12 protein-coding genes are annotated in these 16,615 nt (G+C 55.2%); 7 read left to right on the top strand and 5 right to left on the bottom strand.

Features of this window, described 5'->3' with window-relative positions:
* Positions 1–2: 2 nt before the first annotated feature.
* The gene (locus BM155_RS02610; RefSeq protein ID WP_074901378.1) at positions 3–449 is read right to left on the bottom strand and encodes a MarR family winged helix-turn-helix transcriptional regulator; all 447 of its coding nucleotides are present in this window, start codon (positions 447–449) and stop codon (positions 3–5) included.
* Positions 450–553: 104 nt separating this feature from the next.
* On the opposite strand from BM155_RS02610, the gene hrpB reads away from it, so the two are divergent.
* The 3 genes from hrpB (at position 554) to BM155_RS02595 (ending at position 6,287) form a co-directional block, all read left to right on the top strand.
* On the top strand, positions 554–3,100 hold the full coding sequence (hrpB, locus tag BM155_RS02605; protein ID WP_074900970.1) for an ATP-dependent helicase HrpB: 2,547 nt from the start codon (positions 554–556) through the stop codon (positions 3,098–3,100).
* Positions 3,101–3,163: 63 nt separating this feature from the next.
* Entirely contained in the window at positions 3,164–4,168 is a 1,005-nt protein-coding gene (locus tag BM155_RS02600) for an endo alpha-1,4 polygalactosaminidase (RefSeq protein ID WP_083421061.1), read from the top strand.
* Positions 4,169–4,772: 604 nt separating this feature from the next.
* Entirely contained in the window at positions 4,773–6,287 is a 1,515-nt protein-coding gene (locus tag BM155_RS02595; protein ID WP_067153095.1) for a family 16 glycosylhydrolase, read from the top strand.
* A 75-nt stretch (positions 6,288–6,362) separates the two neighbouring features.
* On the opposite strand, the gene nfuA is transcribed toward BM155_RS02595, so the two are convergent.
* Together nfuA and BM155_RS02585 are read right to left on the bottom strand one after the other, a co-directional pair.
* Positions 6,363–6,953, bottom strand: coding sequence for a Fe-S biogenesis protein NfuA (gene nfuA / locus BM155_RS02590; protein WP_067153093.1), 591 nt, complete (start codon positions 6,951–6,953; stop codon positions 6,363–6,365).
* A 95-nt stretch (positions 6,954–7,048) separates the two neighbouring features.
* The gene (locus BM155_RS02585; RefSeq protein WP_067153091.1) at positions 7,049–7,729 is read right to left on the bottom strand and encodes a type 1 glutamine amidotransferase domain-containing protein; all 681 of its coding nucleotides are present in this window, start codon (positions 7,727–7,729) and stop codon (positions 7,049–7,051) included.
* 344 nt (positions 7,730–8,073) lie between these two features.
* Between BM155_RS02585 and metH the strand changes: the two genes are divergently transcribed.
* From metH to BM155_RS02565, 4 genes are all read left to right on the top strand, one after another.
* Positions 8,074–11,778 carry a methionine synthase gene (gene metH / locus BM155_RS02580; protein WP_074900967.1) on the top strand — a complete coding sequence of 1,235 codons (3,705 nt, stop codon included), beginning with the start codon at positions 8,074–8,076 and terminating at the stop codon, positions 11,776–11,778.
* Positions 11,775–11,993, top strand: coding sequence for a DUF2970 domain-containing protein (locus BM155_RS02575; protein WP_067153087.1), 219 nt, complete (start codon positions 11,775–11,777; stop codon positions 11,991–11,993). The genes metH and BM155_RS02575 overlap by 4 nt, the downstream gene beginning before the upstream one ends.
* 495 nt (positions 11,994–12,488) lie before the next feature.
* Positions 12,489–14,150: a nitrite/sulfite reductase gene (locus BM155_RS02570; RefSeq protein WP_074900964.1), complete on the top strand. Its 1,662-nt coding sequence runs from the start codon at positions 12,489–12,491 to the stop codon at positions 14,148–14,150.
* Positions 14,134–14,676, top strand: a complete 543-nt coding sequence (locus BM155_RS02565; RefSeq protein WP_067153083.1) for a DUF934 domain-containing protein — start codon at positions 14,134–14,136, stop codon at positions 14,674–14,676. The genes BM155_RS02570 and BM155_RS02565 overlap by 17 nt, the downstream gene beginning before the upstream one ends.
* A 168-nt stretch (positions 14,677–14,844) precedes the next feature.
* On the opposite strand, the gene BM155_RS02560 is transcribed toward BM155_RS02565, so the two are convergent.
* Both BM155_RS02560 and pnuC read right to left on the bottom strand, forming a co-directional pair.
* Positions 14,845–15,885, bottom strand: coding sequence for an AAA family ATPase (locus tag BM155_RS02560; protein ID WP_083421060.1), 1,041 nt, complete (start codon positions 15,883–15,885; stop codon positions 14,845–14,847).
* Complete coding sequence (pnuC, locus tag BM155_RS02555) at positions 15,821–16,405, bottom strand: nicotinamide riboside transporter PnuC (RefSeq protein WP_139223126.1); 585 nt, start codon at positions 16,403–16,405, stop codon at positions 15,821–15,823. Before pnuC ends, BM155_RS02560 begins: the two co-directional genes overlap by 65 nt.
* Positions 16,406–16,615: the final 210 nt, after the last annotated feature.

Raw genomic sequence — 16,615 nt, 5'->3', positions numbered from 1 at the left:
GTTCAGCGCTGTGGGGACTCTGGATCGCCGCCGAGGTTTTTGGCCATGGCAGCGGCGAGGCGGACAAATTGCGCCACCTCTTCCCGATCGAGATTCTTTGTCATGGCGGCAGCGGTTTGCCGCTCTATGTTCTGCAGCTGCCCCATGAGTGCCTCTCCTTTTGGAGTGGGAAGTAACAGCTGGCTGCGGCGGTCCGCAGGGTTGTCCCGCTTTTCAATCAAACCCTCTCCCAGCAGGTCATTGAGTACCCGGGTGATTTGCGCCTTGTCCCGTTGCATCCATTGCGCCACTGACTGGGCGGTGCACTCCGGATGTCTGCATATACCCTTGAGAGCCCGGATATGAGTAATGGGCACCCCCAACTGCTCGTCCTGTAGTGCCCGGCGCATACGAGACTTGTACGCGTGCATCAACCTGAGCAGCGCTTCACTAATGGATGGAGATGACATTTCGCCTCCGACAAATATGTTGACAATGTCAACCATACCGCCAACTGGTTGACATTGTCAACCACTGTATCCGCGGCATATGTCAATCCCCTATAATCGCCGCCATGTCAGAATTACCAATTAACTCCGTACTGCCCCAGCTAATGGCGGCAATGAGCCACAACAATAACCTTGTCCTCCAGGCCCCACCCGGTGCGGGCAAGACCACCGCAGTGCCCTTGGCATTACTGCAATGCGACTGGCTGGGCGACAGGAACATCATCATGCTTGAACCGCGGCGGCTGGCGGCGCGCAGTGCGGCCACGAGAATGGCGGAATTACTAGGGGAATCCGTTGGGCAAACCGTGGGCTATCAGATCCGGGCCGAGCGCAAAGCGAGCGACAAAACTCGTATCTTGGTTGTCACCGAGGGCATACTGACACGGCTGCTGCAATCGGACCCGGAACTGGCACAGACGGCCCTGGTGATCTTCGACGAATTTCACGAGCGAAGCCTGCAAGCAGACTTGGCTCTGGCACTCTGCCTGCAGTCACAGGAATACCTGCGCGAGGACCTGAAGCTTCTGGTAATGTCCGCCACCCTGGAGACAGAAGCGGTCGCCGAGCTGCTCGGCCAGGCACCAGTGATAACCAGCGAGGGCCGCAGCTATCCGGTGCACCTGCACTATTTGCCACAGGAGCAGATACCGGACGATACAAAGCAGCTGCCGCCGCTGATGGCGCGCAAAATCGCTCAGTGGATGGATGAACAAGATGGCAGCCTACTCGCCTTCCTACCCGGCATTGGCGAAATCAAACAACTGGATACGCTACTCAAGGAGCAGCTGGGAGACCGGCCTGAAATCACCATAGCCCCGCTGTACGGTGATCTTAACCGGGAGCAGCAGGACGCAGCGATTGCCCCCGCCCCGCCCGGCCGGCGCAAAGTGGTGCTCGCCACCAATGTGGCCGAGACGAGCCTGACCATCGAGGGTATCCGCATGGTGGTGGATTCGGGGTTAATGCGGGAATCCCGCTTTGATCCTAACACCGGGATGAACCGACTGGTAACCACCGCCATTTCCCGCGCGTCCGCCGCCCAGCGCTGCGGGCGCGCGGGCCGCCTGAGCGAAGGGCACTGCCTGCGCCTTTGGAGCGAAGCCCACCACCGTCAGCTGGCGCCAAAAAATACACCGGAAATACTGCTCAGCGACCTGGCGCCCCTGGTACTGGAGTTGGCCAAGTGGGGCGTGCGCGATGTGAACGAGCTCCGCTGGCTGGACCCGCCACCGCCGGGACCGGTGGCACAGGCCCGGTCGCTGCTGCAACAGCTGGGCGCGTTGGATGAAGAGATACGCATAACCCCTCACGGCAGTGCCATGCTGGCCTTTGGCACCCATCCGCGCCTGGCCCATATGATGATCCGCAGCCAGGACCTCGGACTAACAGAAGAAGCCTGTCTACTGGCTGCTCTGCTGTCGGAACGGGATATTTTCCGCGGTGAGGCGCGCTGGGACAGAGATATCGGTAAGCGCATCGACGTGCTGACCGGCAAAAGCAAACATCACGGCGCAGACCGCGCTGCCGTGCAGCGGATCCGCAAACAAGCAAAGATCTGGCAGAAACAACTGGAGAAAAGTCCACAGCAGTGCGCCGTACACATAGACGATGAAGACCGCATCGGCATTCTCCTCGGTCTCGCCTACCCGGATCGCATTGCACAAAATCGCCGCGACCGGGAGCGACGCTTCCGCCTTTCCGCTGGCCGCGGCGCACGCTTTTCCCACGACGATGCGCTGGCGCTGGCAGACTACCTGGTAATCGCAGAGTTGGATGGCCAGGGGCGCGATGCACGTATCCACCTGGCCGCGCGCATTTCGGAAAGCGCACTGCGGGAACACTTCACCGACCTGATTGTACAAAGCGAGTCTGTACGCTGGGACGACGAGGCCGGGCGCGCCGTTGCCAGCCTTCGCACCCAGCTTGGATGTCTGATACTGGACGAACAACCGGCCCCCACCCCTTCTGTGGAACAACTGAGCCGCGCCCTGCTCGACGCAGTGCGTCAGAAAGGGCTGCACCTACTGCCCTGGAGCAAGCAGGCAAGTGCCCTGCGCGCCAGAGTGGAATTCCTGCGCCGCAACGCGGACCAATTTCCGCAAATGCTCTCGGATCTGCCACTACCAGATTGGAGCGACGCTGCGCTTTTACATTCACTGGAGGAGTGGCTACTGCCACACCTGCAAGGCGCCAGCAAACTGGACCATCTCAAGCAACTGAATCTGCACACTATTCTGCTCAGCCAGCTCGACTGGCCGAGCCAGCAAAAAATCGATGAGCTTGCGCCGGACCTCTTTAAAGTCCCCAGCGGCTCCCGAATCCACATCGACTACGGCGAAGAAGTTCCCGTTCTGGCAGTGCGGTTACAGGAGATGTTTGGCCAGAAACAAACACCCGCGATATTGAATGGCTGCTATCCACTGATGATCCACCTGCTCTCCCCCGCCGGCCGACCGGTGCAAGTGACGCGGGACCTGGCCAGTTTCTGGGTCAATACTTACAATGAGGTGCGTAAAGAACTGCGCATTAAGTACCAAAAGCATTTCTGGCCGGAGGACCCACTGACGGCGCCCGCCACATCCACAACCAAAAAAAGAATGAAGATTTCGTGAACCCCTGACACCGCATCGAAGTCCAGTGCCGAGGCAGGGGTTCAATACCTTTGGAGATAATTGATGAAACGGATTGTATTCACTTTTCTATTCCCCCTGGCTCTTTCGGGTTGCGATTTCGATGATGTTCCGCGTTTCGTACCCGAACAGGGGCATACCGATTACCGGCAAGAAATGCGGGATTTGGTGCAGGATATCAGCCGCTACGCGAAGAGTGTGGACTCTAGCTTTATCATCATTCCCAACGGTGGCGTCGAACTGATCACCACCAATGGCAAAACAAATGGCACTCCCGACAGCGCGTATCTGAATGCCATTGATGGCATCAATCAGAATGGCGTTTTTTACGGATATTCCATTATCGACCAACCGACGCCGGAAGCTGAACAGGAACGTCTGCTCGATTTCCTCGATATCGCACAGGACGACGATGTCAGTATACTGGTTACCGACTTCGCACTAAGTGAGGTCAATATCGATGACGCATACGAATTGGCCGAGGGAGCCGGTTACAACGCTTTTGTTACCGACAGCCGGACACTGGACGATATCCCGATCTACCCCCCGGAACCCAATGAAGAAAACCGCAACGATATCGAGCAACTGCTGGAAGCCAGAAACTTCTTAAGCCTGACAAATACACGGCTTTACTCCACACCTCAGGAACTGGTGGACGCAATCAACGATACCAATTATGACTTGATCATCATCGATTTCTTCTTTAACGGCGCCGCCTACACCGAAGACCAGATTGAATCATTAAAAGTCAAGAGCGACGGCGGTAGTCGCCTGCTGTTGACCACCATGAATATCGGCCAGGCGGAGAATGACCGTTTCTACTGGGAAAGTCACTGGTATTCGAGCCCCCCATCCTGGCTAAAAGAGGAAGACCTCAGTGACAGAGGTCACTATTATGTTAATTACTGGCAAGAGGCTTGGCGCGATCTGTTGTTCGGAGAAACCTCTGATTATCTGGACAAGATATTGGACGCGGGATTTGACGGCGTACTCCTGGAAGGCATTGAGGTTTACGAGCACCTCGAAGAAAAAAAGGAATCTGACCAGTAACGAGAAATGTCATTTCCGGTTGGCCAGAAACGAAATCTATGCACAGCGTGCATTTTTCGTGACAGAAGTCAAAGTCCGGAAATGACCCACTCTAAATTCAAAAAATTTCTAACTAACTCCTGCCGACGGCAAACCCCAACGTCTCCCGGTGCACCTCTCTTTATTCGGCACGACGATTAAACACACAAAAAACGCAATGGATGAGCTGGGAAATCCATTAACGTCAACTACAGGAGTTAATACGACAGTAAATTACCCGCGGTGTTTAACGTGATTATGCCATTTTCCGGCCCGCCCAAATCAAGCACACCCCTCCTGTAAATGATTCCAAAGCCTTTCAGCCATCATCCCGAAATGGCGCGAGTTTAAACCAATAAAAATAGATTTTATTTCCAATAGAAAAATTTCCGCACAAAACCAAGTTCACTCATGTGCCACTTTGCGATTTTTGTACTTTGTGGGTCGCTACCGCCCCAACAAAACCCAATAATTCCGCGCGCAGCGTGACGCTGCAAAAGCACCAATTAATATGTCCAACAAGTGGACCACTCATGCATTATGCAGACGGTGCGGTCCATAAAAAAATCAACATAGGCTGACAACTATGACTAGTTTCAGAGTCTTGAAAAAAACCCAGCTATTGATTATGGGCGCCGGCCTACTAGCCGGTGCTTCCATTGCCAACGCTCAAACCACAGTGTTTCAGGCGGAGGATTATGACAACGCCTACGACACCACCCCCGGCAACAGCGGCGGGGCCTACCGCAATGAAGACGTGGATATTGAGGTAACCACGGATACAGGTGGCGGATACAACGTCGGCTGGATTGACGCCGGTGAGTGGCTCGCATACTACAACTTGAATATTCCGACCAGCGGCAAGTACACAGTGCGCTTCCGCGTCGCCAGCGAAGTCGGCGGAACCCTTTCCAATGATCTGAATGGCGGCTCCATCGTGCTCGGCAGTCTGACAGTGCCCAATACCGGCGGCTGGCAGAACTGGCAGACCATTTCCCACACCGTGCATATCGACGCCGGTACCTACTCCCTCGGCGTCTACGCCGTGACCGGCAATTGGAATCTGAACTGGATAGAGGTGGTCCCGGAAAACAGTCAGGGCGGCGTCGCCACTGTCCACGAGCATTGTGACTATAATGGCTGGTCTGCCAGCCTGGATGTGGGTTCGTACAATCTGAGCGCCCTTCAGGCACTAGGATTCGTCAACGACGCCGCCTCTTCCATCAAGGTCTCTCCCGGTTACCAGGTAACCCTCTATGAGCACGATAACTTCACCGGCGCTTCCGTCACCGTCACCGGCGATAACAGCTGCCTGACGGACGAAGGCTTTAACGATAATGTGTCCTCCATCGTCGTCAGCCCGACACAGAGCAATGGCTTGGTTTGGAGCGATGAATTCGACACTATTGACATGAACAACTGGTCGTTCGAAACCGGCGGCGGTGGCTGGGGCAACAACGAACTGCAGTACTACACCAACGGACAGAATGCCTTCATCGAGTATGATCCCCAGGCGGGCAGCAATGTGCTGGTTATAGAGGCCCGCCGCGAAGGCGGCAACAGCTGCTGGTACGGTGCTTGCGAGTACACCTCATCGCGCATGATTACAGCCGGTAAGAAGGACTTCCAATACGGTCGGATCGAAGCGCGCATCAAACTGCCCCAAACTCAGGGCATCTGGCCGGCCTTCTGGATGCTCGGCAGTGACATCTACAGCACTGGCTGGCCCAATTCCGGGGAAATCGACATTATGGAACATGTCGGCTATGAACCCACCCTGTCTCACGGCGCACTGCACGGACCCGGCTATTACGGCAACACACCATTCGCCGGCACTTACTACCACAGCGCCAGTGTCGATACCGACTACCACGTATACGCCGTGGAGTGGGACAGCGACTCTATCCACTGGTTTGTAGACGGCAACAACTTCTACAGTGTCTCCCGCGCTCAGGTGGAACAGTATGGCAACTGGGTCTTTGACCACCCCTTCTATATCCTATTGAACGTTGCCGTGGGCGGTAACTGGCCGGGCAGTCCGGATGGAACGAGTGTTTTCCCTCAGCGGATGTATGTGGATTACGTTCGGGTCTACCAGTAACATCGACCTTAGAAGCCAACAAAAAAGGGCGAACCAAATGGTTCGCCCTCGCATCAACGGCTTCGCACTGGCCGATCAATAATAGGCTTGGGATTTATCGCTGTGATCGGTAATGTCCCTGACCCCAGCGAGTTCCGGAATCTTTTCCTTCAGTGTTTTCTCCACACCTTCTTTCAGGGTCATATCCACCATACCGCACCCCTGACAACCGCCGCCAAATCGCAAGACCGCGAACATGTCCTCGGTGACTTCCACCAGGCTCACCTGTCCGCCGTGGGCCGCGAGCCCAGGATTTACATCGTTGTACAGTACGTAATTGATACGGTCTTCTATAGGGCTGTCATCCGTAATCTTGGGCATACGGGAATTGGGGGCGCGGATCGTCAGTTGCCCTCCCATCTTGTCTGCTGAGTAGTCTACCCGCGCCTCGTCCAGGTAAGGGACGCTACGCGCTTCGAAGTAGGCCTTGAAGCCATTCATCTCCATCACCACATCATCCTCCTGCTCTTCACCAGGGCGGCAGTAGGCAATACAGGTCTCGGCATTCGGCGTGCCGGGGTTGGACACAAACATGCGCACAGCAATGCCCTCGCAGTCCTGTTTCTCCAGCAACTCGCGCAGATATTCCTGGGCGGATTCAGTGATGGTGACATTCAGTTCTGACATAAGACTTCTCAAATAACCGAGCTTCTTTGTCGGGTATTCTACTCCCAGTTGCAGGCAAGTTAAACTGGCACGAATGGCCCCAGCTCGCAGGGAGCTCAAGGAGCCATCAGGGACAGTAATGACTCGGCAGCCGCCGCTGAAGAGGCGGGATTCTGACCGGTGACCAGCTTGCCGTCTACCACCACATGACACTGCCAGTCATCCGCCCTTGAATAGTTTCCCCCATTTTCTTTCAACATCTCCTCCACCAGAAAGGGCACCACATCCGTCAGCTGGACAGCCTCTTCTTCCGAATTGCTGAACCCGGTAACTTCCCGTCCGGCAACCAGGGGCGTGCCGTCTGATCGCCTGGCGTGGCGAAAGATCGCGGGCGCGTGGCATACGGCACCGATCGGTTTACCGGCCGCATCGAAGGCTTCAATTAGTGCGATTGAATAGCGGTCTTCTGCGAGATCCCACAAAGGGCCATGACCACCGGGATAGAAAACGGCGTCGTAATCTGCGGGAGCTATTCGTGCCAGCGGGACAGTAGTCCCCAACGCTGCCTGCGCATCCGAATCCTGGTGAAAACGCTGCGTGGCCGCGGTCTGCGCGTCGGCATCGTCGCTCTTGGGGTCCAGCGGCGGCTGACCGCCCTTCGGCGACGCCAGTGCCACCTCGGCACCGGCATCTTTAAAGACATAATATGGTGCGGCAAACTCCTCCAGCCAGAAACCGGTCTTGTGCCCGGTATCACCGAGCTGGTCATGGGAAGTCAGCACCATCAGAATTTTCATTGCACATTTTCTCCTCTAGGGGAACCTGACATACACGCATATCTAACCGTTGCTCCAGGGGCATCAGGTCGTATCCATCCCATCACCAGGCCCTTCTCAAGTGACCGCGAAGTCCCTTTATCGCCGGGCAGTGAACGGCCCAGAAATCGCCCGGAGAAAGCCAACACCCTCACAGTGTAGGAGTGATTGCCGTAGGTCTGGTATCCCGGGAGCCCCTCAACCTACGCGAAACTTCAGCCAATTAAACCTCCTGCAAGATCTCTGTCACTGCCGCTTCCCAACTCAGCGGGCCAAGCCCATGTTAATATGGCCGCCCCCTCAATTCCGCGAATAAGGAAGCATCCATGTCCCAACAACCCCGCAGTCAACGCCTCGAACAGATCTACGCGGCCCTCGGCCAGCGTATCCTGATTCTGGACGGGGCCATGGGCACCATGATTCAGCGGGAGAAGTTGACTGAAGCTGACTACCGCGGTCAGCGCTTCGCGGATTTCCATAGGGAATTGAAAGGCAATAACGATCTTCTGAGCCTGACCCAACCGGAACTGATCGAGCGTATCCACCGGGACTATCTCCAGGCCGGTGCGGATATCATCGAGACCAACACCTTCAACGCCACCCGCCTGTCGCAATCGGATTACGGTATGGAGGCGCTGGTGCCGGAGCTGAACCGGGCATCGGCGCAAATTGCGCGCCGCGCCGCGGACGCCATTTCCACCCCGGACAAGCCCCGCTTCGTAGCAGGCGTAATCGGCCCCACCTCGCGCACCGCCAGCATCTCTCCGGATGTTAACGACCCGGGCGCACGCAATGTCACCTTCGCAGAGTTGGTGGAAAACTATATCGAGGCCGGCCGCGCTCTGATTGAGGGCGGCAGCGATCTGATACTGATCGAAACTATTTTTGACACACTCAATGCCAAGGCGGCCATCTACGCGCTGCAACAGCTGTTCGAAGAGCAGGGCTTCGAGCTGCCGATTATGATATCCGGCACTATCACCGACGCCTCCGGACGCACCCTGTCGGGGCAGACCACCGAGGCCTTTTACTATTCCGTAGCCCACGCCAAGCCGCTGTCCGTCGGTCTCAACTGCGCTCTCGGCGCCAGCGAATTGCGGCCTTATGTTGAGGCACTCTCAAACGTATGCGCCGACTATGTGTCTGCGCATCCCAATGCCGGCCTGCCCAACGAATTCGGCGAATACGACGAGACACCGGAACAGACGGCAGCCGTCGTGGCCGAATTCGCCCGCAGCGGCTTCGTCAATATTCTCGGCGGCTGCTGCGGCACCACGCCGGATCATATCCGCGCTATCGCGGAAGCAGTAGCGGACCTGGCGCCGCGCCAACGGCCGGAAATCAAGCCGGCGCTGCGCCTCTCTGGCCTTGAGCCTTATGTCGCCGACGAAAACGCACTGTTTATTAATGTCGGCGAACGCTGCAACGTGACCGGCTCCGCCCGCTTCAAGCGGTTGATTATGGAAGAGGACTACGACACCGCCCTGCAGATCGCCGCCACCCAGGTGGAAGACGGCGCTCAGGTAATCGATGTCAATATGGATGAGGCGATGCTCGACTCCGTCGCCGCCATGCGCCGCTTTCTCAACCTCGCCGCCACTGAGCCGGACATCGCCAAGGTGCCCTTTATGGTGGATTCCTCCAAATGGGAGGTCATCGAGGCTGGGCTGCAATGTATCCAGGGCAAGCCGATCGTCAACTCGATCAGTCTGAAGGAAGGGGAAAAAGACTTTATCGATAAGGCGCGCCTATGCCTGCGCTACGGCGCCGCGGTAGTTGTCATGGCTTTCGATGAAGACGGCCAGGCGGACACTTTCGAGCGCAAGGTAGAAATCTGCAAACGCAGCTACGAGATACTGGTGGAGCAAGTCGGTTTCACACCGAGCGACATTATCTTCGATCCCAATATTTTCGCCGTCGCCACTGGCATTGAGGAACACAATAACTATGCAGTGGACTTTATCCAGGCCACCCGCTGGATTCGCGAAAACCTGCCCGGCGCCAATGTGTCCGGCGGTGTGTCCAATGTTTCCTTTTCCTTCCGTGGCAACAATCCGGTGCGCGAGGCCATCCACTCGGTATTCCTGTTCCACGCCATTAAAGCGGGCCTCAATATGGGAATCGTCAACGCCGGCCAGCTGGCCGTGTACGACGAACTCCCGGCGGAGCTGCGCGAAAAAGTTGAAGATGTGATCCTAAACCGCCACCCCGGCGCCACCGAGGAATTGCTGGAAATCGCGGAAAAGTACCGCGGCGAAGGTGGAGGCCAGGCGCGCAAGGAAGATCTGAGCTGGCGCCAGCTGCCGGTAAACAAACGCCTGGAACATGCGCTGGTCAAGGGAATTAACAACTTTATCGAAGAGGACACAGAAGAAGCCCGCCTCGCCGCCGAGCGCCCTCTGGATGTTATCGAAGGTCCGTTAATGGACGGCATGAACGTGGTTGGAGACCTCTTCGGCGCCGGCAAGATGTTCCTGCCCCAAGTGGTGAAGTCTGCCCGGGTGATGAAGCAGGCAGTGGCTTATTTGCAACCCTTTATCGAAGCGGAAAAAACAGCCGATGCCAAGCCCAATGGCCGTATCCTGATGGCCACAGTTAAAGGTGACGTGCACGATATCGGCAAGAATATCGTCGGCGTGGTACTGGCCTGCAACAACTACGAGGTCGTCGATCTGGGTGTGATGGTGCCCTGTGAAACCATATTGCAGACGGCACGGGAAAAGCAGTGCGACATTATTGGTCTGTCCGGCCTGATTACTCCCTCCCTGGATGAAATGGTCCACGTGGCGGCAGAGATGGAACGCCAGGGCTTCGATATACCACTGCTGATCGGCGGCGCCACCACCTCCAAGGCACACACCGCAGTAAAAATCGATCCCCAATACCGCCGCAGCCAGGCAGTCTATGTCGCCGACGCATCCCGTGCAGTGGGTGTGGCCAGCCAACTTATCTCCGATGAACTGCGCCCCGCCTTTGTGGAGAAGGTGCGCGATGAATACGAAAAAGTGCGCACCCGCACCGCCAACCGCAGGCCAAACGGCACCCGCCTCAGCTATGAGGAAGCAGTAGCGGCGGCACCCAAGTTCGATTGGCACAGCTACACGCCGGCGGTGCCGCGTAGATTGGGCGTTACCGTGATCGATGATTTCCCGCTGGAAAAGCTTGTCGACACCATCGACTGGACCCCTTTCTTTATCTCTTGGGATCTTGCGGGCAAATTCCCAGCAATACTGAAAGACAAAGTCGTCGGCGAGGCCGCCACCGACCTGTTCAACAACGCACAGCGCATGCTGCAGCAAATCATCGACCAAAAACTGCTTAAAGCCCGCGCCGTTTTCGGACTCTGGCCCGCCAACAGCATCGGAGACGACATCATCGTCTTCAAAGACGAAAGTCGTACCGAGGAACTGGCGCGCCTCCACCATATGCGCCAACAAGTGCAGAAACGCGGCGGCGATGGCTTCTGCCGCTCCCTGGCGGATTTTGTCGCCCCCGTGGACTCCGGAGTAGGTGACTATGTGGGGGGCTTTGCGGTAACCACGGGCCATGGCGCAGACGAACTGGCGGCGGACTACCAGGCCAAACACGACGACTACAATGCGATCATGGTAAAAGCACTGGCGGACCGCCTTGCAGAATCCTTCGCCGAGTATCTGCACAGGCTGGTGCGCAAAGAGTACTGGGGCTACGCACCGGAAGAACAACTCAGCAACGAAGAGCTGATCAAGGAAGCCTACCGGGGCATCCGCCCTGCCCCCGGCTATCCGGCCTGCCCGGATCACACGGAGAAGACCACATTGTTTAAACTGCTCGACGCCGAGCAGAATACCGGGGTCAACCTGACCGAGCACTTCGCCATGCTGCCTGCCGCCTCGGTCAGCGGCTGGTACTTCGCCCACCCGGAGGCTAAATATTTCAATGTTGGCAAAATAGGCCGCGACCAACTCGCAAATCTGGCTAACCGCAAAGGCATGGATGAGCGGGAACTGGAACGCTGGCTACGGCCTAACCTGGAGGATCAATCAGGATGAGAGATGAAGATAACAATCAGAAAAAGCCCTCTGCCGGTCAGGTTTTGCTCAGCACCCTGGCCGCCGCCATCGGCGTGCAGAGCAATAAGAATCGGGAGCGCGACTTCAAAGGCGGCAGCATCAAGACCTATATTGCCGCGGGTATCATCTTTACCACACTGTTCGTCGTCACCTTGGTACTGGTGGTAAAAACCGTACTAAGCAATATGGGCTAGCGGCAAAGCCCAAACTGGATCCTTGCGCCTCGGGGGCACCTGGTAGAAACGTCAATAGGAGAGGTCCCGCCCGGCACCACCCTGCTCCGGGCCAGGAGTGGAATCTACTGGGAGGCCACCCAGTAGACGCAGGTCACAACGAAAATAACCACAAGCGCTACAGCGGCAAAAGCATCTGCGACGTTATCGCTTTCACTGGATACAACTACTTTTTCTTCCATCGAATAGACTCCGATTGTGCATTATTGTTATTCAAAGTAGCAGGGCCGTCGGGAACGGCCAGTCAAGTACAGCAAATCCCCGTCCGCCGCGCAAGCAAACCACACCCAATCTGCCTCAACTCCTTATAACATTTAGTTAGAGACCTAGCGAAAAATATTGTTATTTTTCGCATAAGCGCGCTGGTATGTTATGCGCCTCCGGGACTTGTGCCGGGGCCACCGTACGCACAAGAATCCTTTTGAATGCGCAAAAACGCAATGGAATCAAGCAGTTATGTACCGATATGACGAACGCGACCGCGCAATCATCCGCGACCGTGTGACCCAGTTTCGCAGCCAGACCGAACGCTACCTGGCTGGTGAATTGACGGAAGAAGAATTTTTGCCGCTGCGCCTGCAAAACGGCCTCTACATCCAGCGACTCGCTCCTATGTTGCGCATCGCCGTACCCTACGGCCTACTGAACAGCACTCAGCTCAGGCGCTTGGCACGCATCACTCGCGATTACGACAAGGGCTACGCCCACTTCACTACCCGGCATAATGTCCAGCTCAACTGGCCACAACTGGAAGATGTACCCAGCATCCTCGCCGAGCTGGCAGAGGTGGACATGCATTCGGTACAAACCAGCGGCAACTGCATCCGCAACACCACTTCCGACCCCTACGCCGGCGTGGCCCGGGACGAGATTGCCGACCCCCGCCCCTACTGCGAGTTGATCCGTCAGTGGTCCACCTTCCACCCGGAATTCGCCTTTCTGCCGCGCAAATTCAAAATTGCCGTCAGCGGCTCCGAACAGGACCGGGCGGCCATCCGCGTACACGATATCGGCGTACAGATCGTCAAACGCGGCGGTGAAATCGGCTTCCAAATACTGGTCGGCGGAGGCCTCGGGCGCACACCGATACTCGCCGAAGAAATCCGCGATTTCCTGCCGGAAGAGGACCTGCTCTCCTACCTGGAAGCCATAGTGCGTATCTACAACCAGCTCGGTCGGCGCGACAACAAGTTCAAAGCCCGCATCAAAATCCTGGTAAAGGCACTTGGAGTTGAAGAATTCGCCCGCCGTGTGGAAGACGAATGGGCGCGAATCAAAGATGGCGCAGAGAAGCTTACCCCCGAGGCCCTGGCCTGGGCAAAGTCCTTCTTTACTGCACCGAAGTACGAAACCTTCGATGGCGCCAGCAGCGATGCCGACCTTCAAACACAGGCAGATGGGGACAAGGCCTTCAGCCGCTGGCTCGAGCGCAACACCTTCCCCCACCGCGTCCCCGGATACCGGGCCGTGCGGTTATCCACCAAGCCCACCGGCGTCCCCCCTGGCGACGTCACCGACCGGCAACTGGAAGCCATTGCCGACCTGGCCGACAGTTTCAGCTTCGGCGAGGCCCGCGTCACCCACGACCAAAATGTCGTATTAGCAGATGTGCCGCAAAACCGCCTCTACGAACTCTGGCAGGAAGCCCGTAAATACGGTTTCGCCACACCCAACATCGGCACACTGACCGATATGATCTGCTGCCCCGGCGGCGACTACTGTTCCCTGGCCAATGCCAAGTCCATTCCAGTAGCCGAGGCGATTCAGCGCAAATTCGATGACCTCGACTACCTCTACGACCTGGGCGACCTGAACCTGAATATCTCCGGCTGCATGAACGCCTGCGGCCACCACCATGTGGGGCACATCGGCATTCTCGGCGTAGATAAGAAAGGGGAAGAGTTCTATCAGGTGCAACTAGGCGGCAGTTCATCGGAAAATGCCAGCCTGGCCAAAGTCCTGGGTCCCAGCTTCTCCCGCGCCGAAGTGCCGGATGTGATTGGCAAGATACTCGATCTCTATATAGAGCAGCGCCAACCGGAAGAGCACTTTCTCGATACCTACCAGCGCATCGGCCTGCAACCGTTCAAGGAGAGCGTCTATGCCAACGCCAAATAAACAGCCGGCCAATCCAGCCGAACTGATCATCGACGAAGCCATAGCCGAGAACCAATGGCGCCTACTGCCGCAGAGCGAGGAAGGAAGCGAGATCAGCGCCGAAACTCTGGCGCCGGGCAAGGTGATTCTCCCCTTCTCCATCTGGAGTGCCCTGAAAGGCAGCCTTACCGAACGCGCGAGTGAAATCGGAGTTTGGCTGGACAGCGATGAAAGTGCAGACTTGATCGGCACAGACGCCACCACCCTGCCCTTGATCGCCGTCAACTTCCCAGCCTTTACCGACGGTCGTGGATTCACAACCGGGCGCCTGCTGCGCGAGCGTTACGGGTTCCAGGGAGAACTGCGGGCAGTAGGTGCCTTTATCCGCGACCAGCTTACCTACCTGCGCCGCTGCGGCTTCAACGCCTTTGCCTACGAGGGCGAGCAGCCACTGAAAAAACTGCTGGATTCAATGTACGACTTTAGCGAGAGCTACCAGACCAGCGTGGACCAGCCGCTGCCGATGTTCCGGCGTCGCTCACTGTAAGCGCACCCCCCCCTGATCCAGATGGATCGGGGGGATCACCTGCTTAAATTCGCACTGAAAGAGACGAGCGACCGAAAAGTTTGTCTGCAAAAAACAGCTGCATTTCCTCTGCTTCGGGAAAGCTAGCCTCTGATAACCCCAGGGTAATTCAAGCTGTCTATGCTTTGATCATTGAGTTTCGGACAAAAAACGATCAACCACTTCAAACGCTAATCTTTCACGAACACTCCATTCACTCCCGCCAATAACCATATAAGGTAGCTTTAAATTTTCCAATTGCGTTTTCAGAAAGTTAAACATATCCAGCCTAAACTGCTCGCCATACCGAGTGCCATCATCAATCCAAGGCACCTCAGGTGACATTAGCAAATATAGGTCAGAAAAATCTTGTAAGGGATAGCTGTCGCAATTCACATCCCCCAACAACGTCCTCTCCCAGGCCATAGTTTGTATAACATCCGTGTCTTCTATTAATATGTGGCCCGCGTGCTGGGCTAAGGCTTTACGCATAGCGATGTGCGTATTAGCAATGACCTGGAAATCTTCCCTACACCAAGACCTACCTTTTTTCATGGTTACATCATAAGTACGCCCATACTCATTCATCAAATTACTTAACTCGCCGGTAAAATTGAAACGTTTTGCCAGCGCAGCTGCAAGTGTCGACTTGCCACTGCTTTCAGGACCTAAAAGTGTTACTCGACGTTGAAAATAAGGCCTAACAGCAGGCGGAACATACGGCCATGAAGCACTGGGATTTTCTCGGATCATAGTGGCTGAAATATTTATTGTATCTCTACCTAATGGGATGGGCGTAGCACCAATCTCTTCTGCCAGCCTCACAACATATTCTTCACCGCCAAAAACTTTTTCAAAGCTACCATACTGATTAATAGCCTTTCTCCAGATTGACCAAAAATTTACATCATCTTCTGGCAACTGAGGCATCTCTTCATGAAGCTCTTGCACCACGACACCTTGAGGGACACTTGCCCTAACCCATTCTGCACGCAACCTCCCATCAATTGGCTCACTTTCTACCGAGCAAACAAGTACCGTAAGTTCGTCAACCATCTGAGATGCCACCTCTATGACATAAAGATGGCCTCTATGTATAGGCATAAATTTGCCAAGGTATAACCCTCTAATCACGAGGCGCCACTCTCCATTGTAATAAACCAATAATCGCCAATATAAGAAACACAGCATACAAAACTGCTGTTGGTGTTAAATCTTTCACAATAAATAACCCTATAGCCAACAAATCCACCATAATCCACAAATACCAACTTTCTATATGTCTGCGCATAAGAAGTATTTGTGCAGTTACACTCAGTGCCGCAATAGCACTATCCCAATTCGGATGTGTAGCATCAGTATATAGACGCATCAGAACACTAATCAAAAGCCACAACACCGTGGTTGATAACATTCCTAATACAAAAGACTTTTTCCCCAAATCAGCAATAAGCACTTTTCCATCAGGCGCCTTATGATTTACCCAATAGAAAAAACCATAGACCTGAGTAAAAAAGAAAAACACCTGAAGCAAGGAATCACTGTACAGCCTGTAGTCATAGAATATCTTCGCGTAAAGAATAACCATGACAAAGCCAAAAAGATAATTCCATATTGACCTTTTAATAATAAAATAAACATTTAGGAGGCCACATGTCACGGCGACATACTCAATAAGAGTACTCCCAACCATTTGTTCGATAAAATTCACTAAGACTCCCTATGTATAACGCAGAAGAAAGTTGCGACTATGCAGCAAATTGTTTTTGGTGGCCGCATAGCGGACGCCACCAAAAACAAGAGAAAGAATACGAACCATGGACACCGAGGGTGTTCAAAATTCTGTGTCAGCCAAATAGTCATAGACTGATGTATTTCTCCAAGCGTTCCGGGAAGTGGATCGCCAGCTGTGACAGCGTCA

This window comes from Microbulbifer thermotolerans, from assembly GCF_900112305.1.
GTDB lineage: Bacteria > Pseudomonadota > Gammaproteobacteria > Pseudomonadales > Cellvibrionaceae > Microbulbifer > Microbulbifer thermotolerans.
Note: the sequence above shows the minus strand (reverse complement) of the source record. Positions and strands in the feature narration are given on the sequence as shown.

Excerpts from the sequence above, each read along its gene's own strand:
- BM155_RS02610 (WP_074901378.1), bottom strand. The coding sequence starts at position 449 with ATGTCATCTCCATCCATTAGTGAAGCGCTGCTCAGGTTGATGCACGCG.
- hrpB (WP_074900970.1), top strand. The coding sequence starts at position 554 with ATGTCAGAATTACCAATTAACTCCGTACTGCCCCAGCTAATGGCGGCA.
- BM155_RS02600 (WP_083421061.1), top strand. The coding sequence starts at position 3,164 with ATGAAACGGATTGTATTCACTTTTCTATTCCCCCTGGCTCTTTCGGGT.
- BM155_RS02595 (WP_067153095.1), top strand. The coding sequence starts at position 4,773 with ATGACTAGTTTCAGAGTCTTGAAAAAAACCCAGCTATTGATTATGGGC.
- nfuA (WP_067153093.1), bottom strand. The coding sequence starts at position 6,953 with ATGTCAGAACTGAATGTCACCATCACTGAATCCGCCCAGGAATATCTG.
- BM155_RS02585 (WP_067153091.1), bottom strand. The coding sequence starts at position 7,729 with ATGAAAATTCTGATGGTGCTGACTTCCCATGACCAGCTCGGTGATACC.
- metH (WP_074900967.1), top strand. The coding sequence starts at position 8,074 with ATGTCCCAACAACCCCGCAGTCAACGCCTCGAACAGATCTACGCGGCC.
- BM155_RS02575 (WP_067153087.1), top strand. The coding sequence starts at position 11,775 with ATGAGAGATGAAGATAACAATCAGAAAAAGCCCTCTGCCGGTCAGGTT.
- BM155_RS02570 (WP_074900964.1), top strand. The coding sequence starts at position 12,489 with ATGTACCGATATGACGAACGCGACCGCGCAATCATCCGCGACCGTGTG.
- BM155_RS02565 (WP_067153083.1), top strand. The coding sequence starts at position 14,134 with ATGCCAACGCCAAATAAACAGCCGGCCAATCCAGCCGAACTGATCATC.
- BM155_RS02560 (WP_083421060.1), bottom strand. The coding sequence starts at position 15,885 with ATGCTGTGTTTCTTATATTGGCGATTATTGGTTTATTACAATGGAGAG.